The sequence below is a fragment of the Hoskinsella mucinilytica genome (assembly GCF_045223415.1).
GTDB lineage: Bacteria > Bacillota_I > Bacilli_A > Erysipelotrichales > Erysipelotrichaceae > Hoskinsella > Hoskinsella mucinilytica.
In genome coordinates this window covers 1-16,499 of sequence record NZ_JBEQZJ010000022.1, presented here as the reverse complement: position 1 = coordinate 16,499, position 16,499 = coordinate 1, and the positions used below count along the sequence as shown (strand labels likewise).

Here is a 16,499-nt window from a genome sequence, read left to right as displayed (position 1 = left end):
GCAAATCGAACATAACATATTATTTTGCATGGGAGGTAAAGACAAATGAAAGAAAATAAATATGATGATGAAGTGTTTTTTAAGAAGTATAGTGAGATGAATCGCTCAAAGGAAGGTCTGAATGGCGCAGGTGAATGGTCTGAACTACAGAAATTATTACCTGATTTTGAAGGAAAGCGTGTATTGGATTTAGGTTGTGGTTATGGATGGCATTGTCTTTATGCCGCAACTCATGGAGCCACAAGTGTATTAGGAATTGACATATCCGAAAAGATGCTTGCTACTGCACAGAAAATCAATCATCACGAACATATCCGTTATCAAAAGGAAGCAATGGAAGATCTTGTATTTAAGAAGGATTCCTTTGATGTAGTGATCAGCTCATTGGCATTTCATTATGTAAAAGATTTTGCTACACTCATAAAGCAAATGAGCACATGGATCGTTCCTAATGGTAGCTTTGTATTCTCAGTAGAACATCCGGTATTTACTGCATATGGAACACAGGATTGGTATTATGATGAAAATGGAAATATACTACACTTTCCAGTAGATAATTATTACTATGAAGGAAAAAGAGATGCCATTTTTCTAGGTGAAAAGGTGACCAAATACCATCGTACATTAACCACCTATTTGAATACCTTATTGGTCAATGATTTTGTAATTGAACATATCATAGAGCCTCAACCCCCAATTCATTTAATGGATCAACCAGGGATGAAAGATGAAATGAGACGTCCTATGATGCTTTTGGTTTCCGCTAGGAAGAAGGATATAGTATAGAAGCTTCATTTAAAGGGTAGATAGACAATCAATATCTATCCTTTTTTTATATTTCAACCATGATAGACCTTGGCTATCATACAGTAGGAAACTATAAATATACCGATGAGTGTCTTATTGTGAGCAGTATGTGTCAAAAAAATATATAAGAATTATCAAAATCAAATATTCAAATTATTGATTTTTAAAAAAAATACATTATAATATAGTTATAAGGATACGCACTATAGTTAATAAGGGGCAAGATTGATAATCTTATACACCATAAGATTATCTTAAAAAAACAAACAAGAAAAGAGGGAAATAATGAAAAATGCATTAAGAAAAGACTTATATATATTGCTACATAGAAAGTCATTTTTAATATTACTAATTATATTGACAGGTTTATTATCGTATATGTCTTTGAAAGATATTACTGCAGCATACAGCAGTGGGAAATCCTATCAACATTTTTTTATTATGATTACAGATTATTCAAAGCATTCATTTTTGCTGGCTCTTTTTTATGCTATTCCTTTAATTGCAGTATTTCCATTTGCGGATACATGGATGACTGAAACAGATATGTCGGATGTTCTATTTACAAGAATTAAAAAGAAGTACTATTTTCTATCTAAATATATCGTTAGCTTTTTATCAGGCTTTCTATTGTTATGCATACCATTGTTGATTGCTTTTTTTTCTGAGATATTAGCATTAGATTTTAATGACAATGCGATATCAATATTAAATTCATTTTTTGTTGATAACCAAGTGGAAGCTCTTTTACAAAATTATTCATTTTATGAATTTTATATTCAAAATCCATATCTTTTTATCATAGTTTTTATTTTTATGATTTCGATTTTCAGTGGATTATGTGCAATAACCTCTTTTTCAATTAGTTTATTAGTAAAACAGAAAGTGCTTACTTATATAGCGCTGTTTTTTGTATCTTTGATCTTGATCTTAATGTTTGGATATATGCCGGTTCCTTATTGCTATTATTTTATACAGAATATTATACAACCGGATACTATAGTAAGTGTAAAGAGTCATATCTATATTATTTGGCTCATTATATATGTCATAATAAATATTACATTTTATTATTTATATAAAAGGAGAGATCAATTTGAATAAGGATAAATTTATCAATTCTTCAAAAAGTAAGAATATCGTGTTTTTCTCAATTATGCTTTTAGTAGTTATATCTAGACTCATAATCGGAGTTGGAGGAGTCAATGTTGTTTGCTATTTTTTTGAAAGTATACAATTTATAATTCTTCCAGGGTTCATGTGTTATTTGCTTTATAGAATTAATTGTTATTATCAAAATATTTTCACTAGAATACGATATCAAGATGAAAAAGCATGGAGAGAAAGTTATTTGAAAGATTGCTTAAAACCAATTGTTATCGTGGTTACACTTTTTTATCTGAATATCATTATTTTTGGTTTTGAATCAGATGTTCGTTTCTTTATATATACAGTAATATTGTTTGTTTTTAGCATCTTAGTGTTTGTACCACTTATATATATCAATGTTTTTCTTTCTATGAGCTTTAGAAAGAAGAATACTATATATTGTCTTTTGGCAACATGGGGTATTTTTCTATATACACTTTTTAGAAATGTTCCTCAATTTTATTCTCCTGATAATGTCTTTTCAGGAGATAAGACTTTGATACTAGTTATGATATTTACTTTTGTGTTTGATGCTCTCGTTTACTTTATCTATAAATATAAAATAACAATAGAGAATTTGAATAAAATCAACTTAGTTTTTATCCTTTCGATGATGATATTCATCTTTCAAAATATGATATATCGAAACTATAATGTAAAATGTTCTTTTGGTTTTCCTGATATATATTTTATGTCAATCAATGATATTATCAGTCCTTTAATTATGTGGTTAATGCAAATTGCATTACTTGTTGGGATTATGTCTTACATCATGTTAACCAATTATCGATCTCATTTTCTGTTTTATGCAATAAGAATAAGAAATCGAACTAGTTGGTTTTTGAGTATATTAAAAAAAGGGGTTCTATATATTGCACTTGTTTTGATAATAAAATATGGTGTCGATATGTATTTCAATAGCCAAGAATTACCTATATATACTTATTTAACTGTTGGTATCCTATGGACTTCTGATATTGCATTATTGCTATTCTTAATTTATCAAGTTTTAAAAGAGGATAAATTATTTAGCTATAGTTTGATTGCATTTATATTATTGATTGTTATTTCTATAACTACAGGCGTTGGAGAATCCATTGTATTAATGAGATTATATGATGTTCGGATGATAGCATGTCTTGCCCTATTTGCGGGAATATTGGTTGTTGGAAATAGTTATGCATTAAAATATTTAGACTATTATTAAGGAGGAGTATTTATGGAAATCAAATTAGAAAATGTAGGTAAGACAATAAAAGGTCAATTAATTTTTCAAAATGTTAATGTTGAAATGAAATCAGGAAATATATATGGATTTGTAGGATATAACGGGTGTGGAAAAACGATGTTATTAAGAATTATCAGTAATCTGGTAAAGCCTACAGAGGGTGTAGTTATGCTAAATGAAAAGCCTCTTTTAACATTGAAAAGTATGCCTAAAATAGGCATTGTTTTAGAAAAACCAGAATTTTTTAATGAACTTACAGGATATGAAAATTTAGAAATGCTGTCTAAGATAAGAAATGAAATTCAAAAGGAAGACATTATGAATGCTATTAAAAAGGTGGGCCTTTTGACTCAAGATAATAAAAAAGTTGGAAAATATTCCCTTGGTATGCGACAACGTTTGGGTATTGCTCAAGCTATTATGGAAGAAAATGATATCCTTATTCTTGATGAAATAACAAGTGGTTTAGATGAAGACGGTGTAAAACTGATCTATGATATTTTGAAAAAAGAAAAAGAGAAAGGGAAAATAATTATCATAACCTCACATAATAAGATGGATATCGAAGAGCTGTGTGATGAAACTTTTAAGTTCAATAATGGTACGGTAACTGCACATGAAGACAATTAAAAAATTGATATGTATCTTTCTTCTTCTCGTGATAGGTGTATTTTTATACAGTTTTAATCTAGGAAAGAATTTACCGATAATAAAAGAGGCGAATTTAAAAGATGTTAAAAACATTGAAATGAATATCAATGATGCAGCTTTTGAGGGGAATGATGAGGGTACGGTAACCGTGAACAAAGTTTATGATTCTTCATTGGACACATATGAAAAGCTTTATCATAAAAGTAATCTTATTGCCTATATTACTTTACAGGACAGAGTACAAGAGAAAAATACGATTTGCAGTAAAGTAAAGGTTACGAAAATTATAAAAGGAGATAAAGAATTATTAGATCATGATATTTATATATATGAGCCATTTGGTTATAAGAATAAAGAAACAGTGAATCTTTATGGGGTTTATTTACCAATTAGAAAAGATCAAGTATATATGGTGTTTTTGAAAGAGGAGAAAAATCAAAAATACAATTTTGTTTCTTCACTTTATGGTAAATATAATCTTGAGGAAGATGATTATTTCACATTAAATGGGAATCAAATAACTACAGAAAATATGATATCAAATGATATGATAGATTTTAAGATCAATGAAATTGAAAAAAACAGTATACTAGACAATCTGAAGTCATCAGATTATGAGGAGCTTCAAAACAATAATATATCAAAAGGATTAGATCGATTAATAGAGCTAAAAGATAAAAGAGAAGAAATAAGAAAATCTATATCAAAATGATCTAAACTTCCAAATTTCGCATGAACTAATGCTTATCATATAAACTATCAATTTATACAGATAGAGCCTCGTGTCTAAAGTTTTGACAGGCTCTTTTGGATGTCTATGGTGAAGTGATGAAATTCGCATTATCCTATAGGTGTCAAATAAATGGAGGTAATTGATATGTATTATAGTAATGGTAATTATGAAGCTTTTGCTAGACCTTTAAAGCCTGAAGGTGTTGATCGTAAATCAGCGTATTTGGTAGGATCTGGTCTTGCGAGTTTATCCGCTGCATGTTTTCTTATTCGTGATGGACAGATGAAAGGAGAACATATTCATATTCTAGAAGAAATGAAGATTGCCGGTGGAGCTTGTGATGGTATCAAGGACCCAACCAAAGGTTTTATCATTCGTGGTGGAAGAGAAATGGAAAATCACTTTGAATGCTTATGGGATCTTTTCCGTTCTATTCCTTCCATTGAAACAGAAGGCGTATCTGTCTTAGATGAATATTATTGGTTGAATAAAGCCGATCCTAATTATTCCTTGATGAGGGCAACCGTCAATCGAGGAGAAGATGCACATACTGATGGAAAATTTGCGCTAAGTGATAAGGCAGCAATGGAAATTATGCATTTATTCTTCACAAAAGATGAAGATTTATATGATAAAACAATCGATGATGTATTTACCGAAGAGTTTTTCAAAAGTAATTTCTGGCTGTACTGGAGAACTATGTTTGCATTTGAACAATGGCACAGTGCATTAGAAATGAAACTTTATATTCAACGTTTTATTCATCATATTGGAGGACTTCCGGATTTTTCTGCTTTGAAGTTCACCAAATATAATCAATATGAATCTTTGATTCTTCCTATGATCAAATATTTAGAGGATCATCATGTACATTTCCAATATGATACTAAGGTCACAAATGTAATCTTTGATATTACAAAAGAGAAAAAAGTCGCAAAACAAATTATTTGTATCCATAATGGGAAAGAAGAAACCATTGATTTGATTGAAGATGATTTGGTATTTGTGACCAATGGAAGCTGTACTGAAAATTCAAGTCTTGGTGATCAAGATCAAGTTCCTGAATTTAATCGTGACGAAGGTGGATGTTGGAAATTATGGAGAAACATTGCTGCACAGGATGCTTGCTTTGGTCACCCAGATAAATTCTGTACAGATACAGATAAAACGTATTGGGAATCTGCGACCATAACGACCTTAGATGATAGGATTCCACCATATTTACAGAAGATATGTAAACGTGATCCATTTGCGGGAAAAGTAACCACAGGTGGTATCGTAACGGCAAAGGATTCTAATTGGTTATTAAGCTGGACAATCAATCGTCAACCTCATTTTAAAGATCAGCCAAAAGATCAATTGGTCGTATGGTTCTATGGTTTATTTGGTGATGTACCAGGGAATTATGTAAAAAAACCAATGAAGGAATGTACAGGGATCGAGATTACAGAAGAATGGCTTTATCATGTAGGTGTTCCAGAAGAAGAAATTCATGATATGGCAGTAAACTCTGCACGTTGCATTCCTTGTATGATGCCTTATATTACTGCCTTCTTTATGCCAAGAACCAAAGGAGATCGACCAAAGGTAGTACCTGATGGATGTGTGAACTTTGCCTTTATCGGTCAGTTTGCGGATACGTTAAGAGATACGGTATTTACTACAGAATATTCTGTAAGAACCGCTATGGAAGCTGTTTATACGTTACTTGATGTTGATCGAGGTGTACCTGAAGTATTTAATTCTTGTTATGATGTTCGAGTTTTATTAGATAGTACGTATAAAATGATGGATGGTAAGAAATTATCTGAAATCGAAGTACCATGGCTCATAAAATGGATAGAGAAAAAAGGTATGAAGAAGATTCAGGGAACCGTCATTGAAGAATTGTTAGAAACTTATCATTTAATATAGATCAAAGACCGCTAAGCGGTCTTTTGTTTTACACTTCTTTCTATGAATGGTAACGACTTTCTTTACGAATCAAACATAATCAGCAGTAAATGATATAATGGTTTATGTAAGTTAACGAAAGAAGGATTACGATGAACAAACATAAGATTATGATCCATCAAAATTGTGTCGGTTGTTCCCAATGCATCAAAGATTGTCCAACACACAATATAAAACTAACGAATGGCAAAGCACAAATGATTTCTCAGGATTGCATCTTCTGCGGACATTGTGAGGCTGTTTGTCCTAAATCAGCAATCATGATCAGTGGTTATGAAAGTGAGCCAATACATCAATCAACACTACCTGTTCTTGATCCTCATCAGATAGTAGAGGTCATTCGTTTCAGAAGAACGATTCGTCAATTCAAAAACCAAGACATTCCTGCATCTGTCATGAATCAAATACTTGAAGCCGGAAGATTAACGCATACAAGCAAGAATGCACAAGATGTATCTTTTGTTGTGTTAGATCAAAAAATACAAGAAATAGAAGCAATAGCTGTTCGTTTATTGCGCAGAATAAAACCAATGATCAATTGTTTTAGTGCTTTGGCAAGGCGCAATGAAATTACTGATGACTTCTTCTTTTTCCAAGCACGAAAGGTCATCATCATCTCGGCGAATGATGCAATCAATGCACATCTTGCGGCACAGAATATGGAATTTGTAGCGGAAGCAAATGGTCTGGGTGTTTTATTCAGTGGTTATTTCACAATGGTTTTAAAAATGTCCCATAAGTTAAGAAAAATGCTAGGTTTAAAAAGGAAACAGGTTGCTGTAACTTTAGTATTGGGTTATCCTAAAGTTACCTATCGACGTTCACCCAGACGTGAACCACTGAAAGTAAAAGTTTACTAGGAGGCTATGTTATGCAAGATAAAATAGATTGTTCTACTCGTCTTTTCATGATTACCGAAGGATTTAAAAACCATCGAAAAGCATTTACTGCAATCGGTGATGAAGTGCGTCAATTGATTATACTAGTGCTTTTGGAAAGTGATTTAAATGGGATACGAGTTGGTGAAATTGCGAAAAAAACACATTTAACAAGACCTTCGGTTTCACATCATTTACAGATCCTAAAAGAAGCCGGTATCGTCAATATGCGTAAAGAAGGAACGATGAATTTTTATTATATCAATGCGAATGAAACGCAGTGGAAAAGTCTTTTAAATTTAATGACACTGATTTATGAGGGTGTTCTACACATTGGTGATAACAAGAGAAAGGATGATAAAAGATGATTTTATATTTTTCAGGAACCGGTAATAGTGAGCATGCAGCACATCAAATAGCTCACAAAATAAATGATGACTGTTTCAATCTATTTCACAAGATACGCACTCAAGATACACAAGAACTAACTTCTCAAAGGCCATGGGTAATCGTTGTACCAACGTATGCATGGCGGATACCACGCATTGTTGAACAATGGTTACGTAAAACTACATTAAGTGGAAATCAGAAAGTTTATTTTGTGATGACATGCGGTGGTGCCATCGGAAATGCCCAAGCAAGCTTGCAGCGCTTATGTACTGATCTAGGATATGATTACCAAGGTTGTGCAGAGATCATGATGCCTGAAAATTATATTGCGCTTTATTCAGCACCAGATAAAAAAGAAGCACTAAAAATGATAGAAGTGGCAGATAGAAAACTAGCCAAAGTTGCGGAGTGGATCGATCATGGTAGTAGCATACCGATGCAACCGATCAGTCTCAAAAGCAAAATACAAAGCCGGGTGATCAATCCTTTATTTTACGCTTTATTGGTTAAGGCAGATAAGTTTTATGTAAAAGAGAATTGTGTGAGCTGTGGTCAATGTGAAAGTGTTTGTCCATTACACAACATAAAACTAGCGGATGGTAAACCAATATGGGGAAAGGATTGTACACATTGTATGGCTTGTATCTGTCGCTGCCCGGTTGAAGCTATTGAATATGGTAAGCATACGGTTGGCTTAAACCGGTATACATGTCCCAAAAACGAGTAATACAAACCAAGATGGTTTTCTTTTGTATGATTGTACGAAAGTTTCATCGGTTTGAATGATAGAATGATTGTATCTTCTTTTGAAATAGGTTACGATTACCCTGCAAGAAAAAGGAGGATGTTTTACGTGTTGGATGGTAAAGAAATCAAAGCAGTTATGTGCGATGTAGATGGTACGTTATTAACCAATCAAGGTGTTGTTTCACATAATACAGTGGAAGCGATAAAAAAATTAAGAGAAAAAGGAATTTTATTTGGTTTATGTACAGGTAGAGATGTACCAAGTGTTAAGGATCAACTCAAGGAATGGGGAATCGAAGGATTGGTAGATGCCATTGTGGGAAGCGGTGGATCAGAAGTTTATGATGGAACGCTTCAAGTGGATCGTTCCAATTATCCATTAGAAGGAAGATTTATCAAAGATATCATAAAACATTATGAGGATCTTGAGGTAAACTTTGCGATACCATATCAAGGATTGTTATTTGCGCCGAAAGAAGATGCATTGATTAAGATGTTATCGAAAGCAGATGGTATTCCATATCGTATCGTTGATTTTGACGAGTTTCTTGAAGAACCGAAACCTAAGGTGATGCTGGTATTTGAACCTGATTATATGGATACTGTATTAGAGCGTAGTAAAACATTCCATAATGAACATTATAAATCTGCGGGATTGATTACTGCGAGCGTGTTATATGAATATATGGATCCCAGAGTTTCTAAAACATTAGGATTAACAGAAATCATGGAATTGCATGGTTGGTCTATGGAAAACTTATGTACCTTTGGAGATGCCGATAATGACCATGATATGACACAAAATGCCGGAATTGGTGTGGTAATGGAAAATGGTAGTGAATTAACAAAAAGTGTTGCGGATTATATTACGGATGACAATGATCATGATGGAATTGCGACATTTATAACAACATATTTATTATAAACGATAGGCACTGTTTCTTTGATGAAAACGGTGCTTTTCTTATCTCTATATTAGATTATGATATAAAAGTGATAGGTTATGTTGACATTTCATGATTTACGCTACATACTATAAATAGATAAATCTATAACAAAGTAAAATATAAATCATATAATCATAGAATGATTTTATAATGATACCATGAGAGGAGGATGGGTCATGAAAAGAATAAAAAAGTTTTTATTATTAGCCGTTTGTTTTAGTTTGGTAGGATGTGTATCTAATAAGCAAAATGGTGATGAAGGACTCATAACGAAGTTGGTAGAAAATGATAAAATCAAAACAGGAGCGTTGGTAGAGGAAACCAAGAGTCCTGAAATGCCGATTGAAGTATGTAAAGAGCTTCCTAAATTCTCAAAAAAAGATAAGCCATGGAGTTCATGGGATCTAACGAATAAAGATATAAGTTCATTTGATTTATCAAACAACAACGATGTATTTGATTCCATGTTTGATTCCAATACAGTTTTTCCTAAAGAATTGCCAGAAGGATTTGATCCAATCGATCTTATGGAAAAGGGCAAGAATCCAGGATTAGGTATAAAAAAGCTTCATGAACAAGGTATTACAGGGAAAGGTGTAACGATTGCGATCATCGATCAACCATTACTTTTGACTCATGAGTCTATCAAAGATAATATGAAACTTTATGAATTAATCGATAGTCATAGTGGCATCGCTTCTATGAATGGAGTTGGAATGACTAGTATAGCTGTTGGGAAAGACAATGGTATAGCACCAGATGCGAAAGTATATTATATTTCCGTTTCCACTATGAAGATGAAAGATGGAAAAGTTTATTTAGATGATTCCTTTTTTATCGATGGAATAAAAAGAGTATTAGAGTATAATGAAGTTTTAGATGAAAATGATAAAATCAAGGTTATTTCTATTGGTTATCAGGTTACAGAAGATTCAGAAAACTATCAAGAAATCATTGAAACCATACAACAAGCAAAAGAAAAGGGCGTCTTTGTAATTACACCATATTTAGAAAAAGACTATGGTATCACATTATATGATTTAGATAGAGATATGAGCAAAGATCTGGATGATTATCGTAGTTATACGTTCGCTACAGGAATGCGTATGCATCCTTTTGATCAATCAGGTGAAAAGATCTTAAATATACCAACTAATCATGTGACTTATGCCGGATATTTATCAGACCATGATTATGTTTTCTCAGCGAATGGTGGTTCAGGAAGGATATATCCTTGGCTTACAGGAATGTATGCTTTATGTTTACAGGCAGATCCTGAATTAAGTGGAAAGGAATTTTTAAATCTTGCAATGGATACAGGATATCAATCAACGGTTCAATTTGATGGTAAAGAGTATACATTGTCCAAAATAATCAATCCTTCCGGTATGATCGAGGCATTGAAAGAAGCTGATTGATATAACTTTGATACGATTTTAGTAACATATCAAAAAACATCATTGATATAGATCGATGATGTTTTTCATAAACGCTTCATAGGATTTAGAGGCAACAAGGCATTCTAAGTTAGAATCATCACTACAGGTTCCTGCAAGAAAGGAGAATACATCGGAAAAGCTTGAGAAGTCACGCTGATTGATACAAAACATAAAAATAATTTTTACTGAGGAGGTACCCCAAGAAACAGGGCGTTTTAAAATAGCAATTTCTATTACAGTCTTTTTCGCATAATAATCAATGGGATGCGGAACTGCGAGCATTCCAAAGTTGGTAGAAGATATATTTTCACGATCAAATACCTTTTCTATAAATTCTTCACCGACAAAGCCTTTTGCGATTAGGCGATCGGCCATGGAGCGAATAGCATCTTCTTTATCGGAAAAGTTCGCATCTATCGTAAACAATCGTTTATCAATGAGCTTTTTCAATAAATCAATGGTTTTATCCTTTGCTTTTGATCGCTTAATGTGTTTGATCATAGTAGTGATACGCTCTTTATCTGTTTCGTTGAAGAAATTAGAGATAAAGACTGTATTATGGGTACAAGACAAAGGAATCGTAGATAATATGATATCGCATTTTGATGTATTGAAATCTACAGGATTTGTCACGATTGAGGATAACAACATATCATCATGGAAGTAGGTTTCTATTTTTTTGAACTGTTGATTGGCATAGGAATAATATTGTGGACATACAAGAACCGCTTTTAATTTATCTCTGGTGCTATTGATTTCCTCTATTCTGGCACCGATGTGTAATGCGATATAGGCTATTTCATCATCATACACTTCTACATGTTGCATTTTGTGAATGATATTGGAAATATGTACAGCAATGTCATAGATAAAAGGGGAAGTGGATTTGATATTGAACAGTAAAGGGTTATGAAGAGAAATTTGTTCTTTTAAACGAATGAGCATATTTTTAATATGAAGGGAAAAAGCAATGATAAATTCATTCGTGTTTAAATCAATATCATAGATACGATAGATTTCATCAATAATGTAATGTACAAGTGATAATATTTCATCACTGACAGAAAGTTTTGTACGATCGATACCTTCGATTTCTTTATTTCTGATGGCTCGAGTCATTAACAATAATGTAAATTGATAGCGATTGCTGGAAGTAAATTTGACATGGTATAAGGCTTCTAAACTTTCGCATACACCATCGATGATAGACACAAAATGATGGTTTAGATCAATGAATTCTTGACTCATATCTTCATGATGAAGGGTTTGTAGGGATTGTGATTGATCCATAGCAATTAAAATATGTAATAACAAATTGATCAATGAATATTCATCCATAAAGAAATGGACAGCATTCAGCTTTTGTAGAAGGATATCTCTGATTTTTTCTGCGTCATAATTTTGAAAGATATCGTTTAAGGTAGATAAACTGACCAAGGAATTTTCTGCTTCGCCATAAATTAGTTTGATCATAAGTGCTTTTTTATCCTTAATGGAGCCAACAATAAAGATATGATCATTTTTTGTTTTCATAGAAAGACCATACGTTTCAAGTGTTCTACGGATTTTTTTGATTTCATTTTGTAATGTGATTTCAGATATACATAAATCCTGAGCTAGTTGTTCTATGGCAATCGCCTGTTGGGAAACCAAAAGCTTTCTTAGTATATAAGATTTTCTTTCTTCAAAAGTCAAAGGAATCGTGTGATCTTCCTTTATTTCCATTTGTTTTACCACTTTGATCCCTTTTTGTCCTGTTTCCAAACAATCTTGAAATTCTTCTTTGATCTCCTTGAGATAATTTTGAATGGTTCTTTGAGTGACACTGAAATGGGATGCAATCTGTTTTGATGTGATAAGTTCTCCATTGGTATTGTTTAGATACTTAATGATATCTCTTTTTGTTACCATTCCTAGTGACCTCCTATTATAATATAAACTACATAATTCTTATGTTTTTTCATCTCTATTATACTAACACAGTCTAATGAAAAAAAGACTTGGAAATTCGTGGTACTATGAAATCACAGAACTATTTTTATCATAATTTCTCCGGCATAATGTAGCTGTAATCGGAAAGGAGGCAGACGATATGCCAAAATATAATATCTTATTATGCTGTGGCGCAGGGATGAGTTCTGGTTTTCTAGCACAACGGGCACAAAAGGCAGCAGACCAGAAGGCAGCAGATATGAACATTGATGCGAAAAGTCAAAGCGTTGTTGAAGATGTGATTGAAGAATATGAGCTGTTACTATTAGGTCCTCATTATGAATGTCATCTTGATGAATTTGAAGAAATCGCTGAGCCATATGACATTCCTGTCGCAGTCATACCACAAAGTATCTATGGCGCTCTTGATGGGGAAGGGCTTGTAGAGTTTGCATTAAAACAATTGGGTAAATAACATAATGAAAAAATAAGAGGAGTGAAAATTTATGAAAAAATTTATGAACTGGCTTCAAAATTCATTGACGCCAGCAGTACAAAGGTTTACGAACCGACCTTGGGTATCCGGGTTTTCCGCAGGTATCGTCAAATGTCTTCCATTTATCTTAACCGGCTGTGTCATTTTCTTCTATAATGTCATTCAGCCGTACTTTCCGAATTTCTTACCTGACTTGAGTAGTGTAACAATGTATACCTTCAATCTATTGGCGTTGTTAGTATCTTTTATGATGGTATATCAATTGATGGGTTCTTTAAAGCATCGTGGGTATCAAGTTGTAGGTGGTTTAACAGGGATTTGTGCGTATATCCTAACAATGAAAGGAACCGTAGTGGATGGTGTTTATTCTGTTACATGGAATCGATTTGGGCCAACCGGTATCGTTGTTTCTATTTGTGTTGGATTATATGTTGCATTTGTGTTTCATATGGTTGCGAAACTAAAGCTGTTTAAGAATAATAAAACGATTCCTGAGTTTGTACAGGAATGGATCAAAAATATTATTCCGATCTTTCTTACGATATTGACGATGAAAATTTTGATCATCGATTTTGATGTTGATTTATATCCTATCGTTTTATTGATCTTTGAACCGGTACAAGCGATTGCGCAAACATATCCTGGCTTCTTACTAGTCATTTTCATACCAGTTTTCTTCTATTCTTTAGGTATTTCCGGATGGACATGGTCAGGACCGAGAAATGCAATCTTTATTCCTGCGCAGGCTGCTAATGTTGCGATTGTTGCGGCAGGTGGTGTTGCGACAAATCTAACAACTTCAGAGGTTTGTAATGGGATTGCATTATGTGTGTTAGGTGGTATGGGATGTACGCTTGCATTTAATTTATTGTTACTGACTTCAAAAAGCAAACGTTTAAAAACGTTAGGGAAAGTATGTATCGGACCATCTATATTCAATATCAATGAACCGGTTTTATATGGAGCACCTATGGTGTTTAATCCAGTATTGATGTTACCGATGTATATTTGTACCTTTGTAAATGCGACCATTGTATGGATCGTTATGAAGCTTGGTTTATTGGCAATTCCTACCATTGAGCTTGCGATGGTTGCGACCATTCCTGCACCTATTTCAACTGTGATGTTTACAGGAGATATGATGGGTGTATTATGGTGGGCTGTAGTATTGGCATTGGATATTTTGATTTATTATCCATTCTTTAAAACGTTTGAAAAGGTCACGCTAGAAGAAGAAGCACAAGAAGAAGAAAAAAGACTTCGTATGGAAGCAAAAAAGGAACAAAAAGAAGTAGGTTACAAAACAGAACCAGTTGTACTTTCATAAGGGGGATCAAAACCACATGGACGAAAAAGTAATTAATGTAGCGATGGATATCATCTTACATGCAGGAGAAGCGAGAAATCTTGCGACGAAAGCAATGATGGCAGAACTGGATGGAGATAAGGAAAAAGCACAAGAGCTGTTGTTATCCGCAAAAGAGTATGTGAAAAAGGCGCATTTGGCGCAAACAAAAGTCATACAAGATGAGGCTCGGGGCAATAAAATTGAAATATGTTTATTGTTTATTCATGCACAAGATACCTTGATGACAATCGCTTCTGAGGTAAGTGTCATGGAACAGATGATGAAAATGAATCGAAGATTGGAGGAAAAAATAAATGGAATATGTAACTAGTTTCCCGGAAGGGTTTTTATGGGGCGCAGCAACAAGCGCATATCAATGTGAAGGTGCTGCATCAGAGGATGGAAAGAAGGATAATCAACAAGACGTCATCAATCGTGAAATACATGACGAGTATGGCTATGCAGATGCAAGTGTGACAAGTGATCATTATCATCACTATAAAGAAGATGTTGCCTTGATGGCAGAAATGGGATTTACTTCTTATCGCTTTTCTATCAACTGGTCAAGAGTATTGCCGGATGGTGTAGGAGAGCCAAATCCAAAAGGTGTTGCATTTTATCATAATCTCATTGATGAATTAAAAGCACATAACATTGAACCAATCGTCACGATGTGGCATTATGATCTACCTATGGCGTTGGTTGAACGATATGGCGGTTGGGCAAATCGTCAGATCATAGATGATTTTGAATATTATGCACGTTTTATTTTGAATGAATATAAAGATAAGGTACGCTATTGGTTAACCATCAATGAACAAAGTATTGTAGTAAACTATATCGATCGCAAAAATAAGATTTCCATGGAGGATAAATTCAATCCGAAATTCCGTTATCAAGCCAATCATTATATGAATCTAGCACATGCCAAAGCTGCGATTGCGGTACATGAAATCGTAAAAGATGGTCAATGTGGGGCAGCGTTGGATATGGCTCCTTATTATCCACATACTTGTGATCCAAAGGATGTTTTAGCCGCTAAAAATGCCAATGCCTTTAAAAATTATTTCTATATGGATGCATATTTCAAAGGTATTTATACCGACTCTATCATGGCTTATTTAAAACGCCAAGGATTAGAGTTTGAGATTCAAGAGGGTGATATGGAAATCATGAAACAAGGCGCAAAGTGCTTTGATTTCCTTGGTATCAATTATTATCAGAGTGCTTGTGTGAAGGCAGCTACTCCGGGTGCCGCAAGACGTTCTAAACAAAACAATAAGATTGGAAAGGGAGGACATGTTACCTATGAAATTCAGCCGGATTTATTTGAAGGCTGTGAAAATGAATTTATCGGTGCAACTGATTTCTCTATGCCAATCGATCCTATGGGATTACAATATGTGTTAGAGGATATCAACGATCGATATCATAAACCGATGATGATTTGTGAAAATGGCTTTGGTGCTTATGATGTATTGGAAAAGGATGGTAGTATTCATGATCCTTATCGTATCGCATATATTCGAGAGCATATTAAGGCTATGAAGGCAGCGATTGAAAACGGAGTACAAATGATTTCTTATAATCCATGGTCTGCATTTGATCTATTATCCACAAGCAATGGTATTGCCAAACGATATGGATTTATCTACGTAGATCGTAGTGATGATGATGTAAAAGAATGCAAACGTTATAGAAAAGATTCCTTTTATTGGTATAAAAATGTTATTGCGACCAATGGAAAAAACTTAGAATAAAGGTGATAGAGCATATTTCTGAAATGAGATATGCTTTTTTT

16 protein-coding genes are annotated in these 16,499 nt (G+C 33.5%); 15 read left to right on the top strand and 1 reads right to left on the bottom strand.

Annotation, left to right across the window (positions count from 1 at the left end; genetic code table 11):
* Positions 1 to 45: 45 nt before the first annotated feature.
* From UGRO018_RS09325 to UGRO018_RS09275, 11 genes are all read left to right on the top strand, one after another.
* Positions 46 to 786, top strand: coding sequence for a class I SAM-dependent methyltransferase (locus UGRO018_RS09325; RefSeq protein WP_416326217.1), 741 nt, complete (start codon positions 46 to 48; stop codon positions 784 to 786).
* Between the two features lie 306 nt (positions 787 to 1,092).
* The gene (locus UGRO018_RS09320) at positions 1,093 to 1,911 is read left to right on the top strand and encodes a hypothetical protein (protein ID WP_416326216.1); all 819 of its coding nucleotides are present in this window, start codon (positions 1,093 to 1,095) and stop codon (positions 1,909 to 1,911) included.
* Entirely contained in the window at positions 1,904 to 3,163 is a 1,260-nt protein-coding gene (locus UGRO018_RS09315; RefSeq protein WP_416326215.1) for a hypothetical protein, read from the top strand. Before UGRO018_RS09320 ends, UGRO018_RS09315 begins: the two co-directional genes overlap by 8 nt.
* Before the next feature lie 12 nt (positions 3,164 to 3,175).
* Entirely contained in the window at positions 3,176 to 3,814 is a 639-nt protein-coding gene (locus UGRO018_RS09310; RefSeq protein ID WP_416326214.1) for an ATP-binding cassette domain-containing protein, read from the top strand.
* Positions 3,801 to 4,547, top strand: a complete 747-nt coding sequence (locus UGRO018_RS09305) for a hypothetical protein (RefSeq protein WP_416326213.1) — start codon at positions 3,801 to 3,803, stop codon at positions 4,545 to 4,547. Before UGRO018_RS09310 ends, UGRO018_RS09305 begins: the two co-directional genes overlap by 14 nt.
* A gap of 150 nt (positions 4,548 to 4,697) precedes the next feature.
* On the top strand, positions 4,698 to 6,482 hold the full coding sequence (locus tag UGRO018_RS09300) for an oleate hydratase (protein WP_416326212.1): 1,785 nt from the start codon (positions 4,698 to 4,700) through the stop codon (positions 6,480 to 6,482).
* Between the two features lie 131 nt (positions 6,483 to 6,613).
* Positions 6,614 to 7,381, top strand: coding sequence for a nitroreductase family protein (locus UGRO018_RS09295; protein ID WP_416326211.1), 768 nt, complete (start codon positions 6,614 to 6,616; stop codon positions 7,379 to 7,381).
* Between the two features lie 11 nt (positions 7,382 to 7,392).
* Complete coding sequence (locus UGRO018_RS09290; protein ID WP_416326210.1) at positions 7,393 to 7,767, top strand: ArsR/SmtB family transcription factor; 375 nt, start codon at positions 7,393 to 7,395, stop codon at positions 7,765 to 7,767.
* The gene (locus tag UGRO018_RS09285) at positions 7,764 to 8,516 is read left to right on the top strand and encodes an EFR1 family ferrodoxin (RefSeq protein WP_416326209.1); all 753 of its coding nucleotides are present in this window, start codon (positions 7,764 to 7,766) and stop codon (positions 8,514 to 8,516) included. Before UGRO018_RS09290 ends, UGRO018_RS09285 begins: the two co-directional genes overlap by 4 nt.
* A gap of 126 nt (positions 8,517 to 8,642) precedes the next feature.
* Positions 8,643 to 9,461, top strand: a complete 819-nt coding sequence (locus UGRO018_RS09280; RefSeq protein WP_416326208.1) for a Cof-type HAD-IIB family hydrolase — start codon at positions 8,643 to 8,645, stop codon at positions 9,459 to 9,461.
* Between the two features lie 198 nt (positions 9,462 to 9,659).
* Complete coding sequence (locus tag UGRO018_RS09275) at positions 9,660 to 10,901, top strand: S8 family serine peptidase (RefSeq protein WP_416326207.1); 1,242 nt, start codon at positions 9,660 to 9,662, stop codon at positions 10,899 to 10,901.
* 39 nt (positions 10,902 to 10,940) lie between these two features.
* Here UGRO018_RS09275 and UGRO018_RS09270 read toward each other — a convergent pair whose 3' ends face one another.
* Positions 10,941 to 12,833 carry a BglG family transcription antiterminator gene (locus tag UGRO018_RS09270; protein ID WP_416326206.1) on the bottom strand — a complete coding sequence of 631 codons (1,893 nt, stop codon included), beginning with the start codon at positions 12,831 to 12,833 and terminating at the stop codon, positions 10,941 to 10,943.
* 181 nt (positions 12,834 to 13,014) lie between these two features.
* On the opposite strand from UGRO018_RS09270, the gene UGRO018_RS09265 reads away from it, so the two are divergent.
* From UGRO018_RS09265 to UGRO018_RS09250, 4 genes are read left to right on the top strand one after another with little or no spacing between them, the layout of a single operon-like run.
* Positions 13,015 to 13,329 carry a PTS sugar transporter subunit IIB gene (locus tag UGRO018_RS09265; RefSeq protein ID WP_416326205.1) on the top strand — a complete coding sequence of 105 codons (315 nt, stop codon included), beginning with the start codon at positions 13,015 to 13,017 and terminating at the stop codon, positions 13,327 to 13,329.
* Positions 13,330 to 13,360: 31 nt separating this feature from the next.
* Positions 13,361 to 14,677, top strand: coding sequence for a PTS sugar transporter subunit IIC (locus tag UGRO018_RS09260; RefSeq protein WP_416326204.1), 1,317 nt, complete (start codon positions 13,361 to 13,363; stop codon positions 14,675 to 14,677).
* Between the two features lie 16 nt (positions 14,678 to 14,693).
* Complete coding sequence (locus UGRO018_RS09255) at positions 14,694 to 15,029, top strand: PTS lactose/cellobiose transporter subunit IIA (protein WP_416326203.1); 336 nt, start codon at positions 14,694 to 14,696, stop codon at positions 15,027 to 15,029.
* Entirely contained in the window at positions 15,013 to 16,458 is a 1,446-nt protein-coding gene (locus UGRO018_RS09250) for a glycoside hydrolase family 1 protein (protein WP_416326202.1), read from the top strand. Before UGRO018_RS09255 ends, UGRO018_RS09250 begins: the two co-directional genes overlap by 17 nt.
* Positions 16,459 to 16,499 lie beyond the last annotated feature (41 nt).

Excerpts from the sequence above, each read along its gene's own strand:
- UGRO018_RS09290 (WP_416326210.1), top strand. The coding sequence starts at position 7,393 with ATGCAAGATAAAATAGATTGTTCTACTCGTCTTTTCATGATTACCGAA.
- UGRO018_RS09270 (WP_416326206.1), bottom strand. The coding sequence starts at position 12,833 with ATGGTAACAAAAAGAGATATCATTAAGTATCTAAACAATACCAATGGA.
- UGRO018_RS09275 (WP_416326207.1), top strand. The coding sequence starts at position 9,660 with ATGAAAAGAATAAAAAAGTTTTTATTATTAGCCGTTTGTTTTAGTTTG.
- UGRO018_RS09320 (WP_416326216.1), top strand. The coding sequence starts at position 1,093 with ATGAAAAATGCATTAAGAAAAGACTTATATATATTGCTACATAGAAAG.
- UGRO018_RS09265 (WP_416326205.1), top strand. The coding sequence starts at position 13,015 with ATGCCAAAATATAATATCTTATTATGCTGTGGCGCAGGGATGAGTTCT.
- UGRO018_RS09300 (WP_416326212.1), top strand. The coding sequence starts at position 4,698 with ATGGAGGTAATTGATATGTATTATAGTAATGGTAATTATGAAGCTTTT.
- UGRO018_RS09255 (WP_416326203.1), top strand. The coding sequence starts at position 14,694 with ATGGACGAAAAAGTAATTAATGTAGCGATGGATATCATCTTACATGCA.
- UGRO018_RS09325 (WP_416326217.1), top strand. The coding sequence starts at position 46 with ATGAAAGAAAATAAATATGATGATGAAGTGTTTTTTAAGAAGTATAGT.
- UGRO018_RS09310 (WP_416326214.1), top strand. The coding sequence starts at position 3,176 with ATGGAAATCAAATTAGAAAATGTAGGTAAGACAATAAAAGGTCAATTA.
- UGRO018_RS09285 (WP_416326209.1), top strand. The coding sequence starts at position 7,764 with ATGATTTTATATTTTTCAGGAACCGGTAATAGTGAGCATGCAGCACAT.
- UGRO018_RS09305 (WP_416326213.1), top strand. The coding sequence starts at position 3,801 with ATGAAGACAATTAAAAAATTGATATGTATCTTTCTTCTTCTCGTGATA.
- UGRO018_RS09250 (WP_416326202.1), top strand. The coding sequence starts at position 15,013 with ATGGAATATGTAACTAGTTTCCCGGAAGGGTTTTTATGGGGCGCAGCA.
- UGRO018_RS09260 (WP_416326204.1), top strand. The coding sequence starts at position 13,361 with ATGAAAAAATTTATGAACTGGCTTCAAAATTCATTGACGCCAGCAGTA.
- UGRO018_RS09295 (WP_416326211.1), top strand. The coding sequence starts at position 6,614 with ATGAACAAACATAAGATTATGATCCATCAAAATTGTGTCGGTTGTTCC.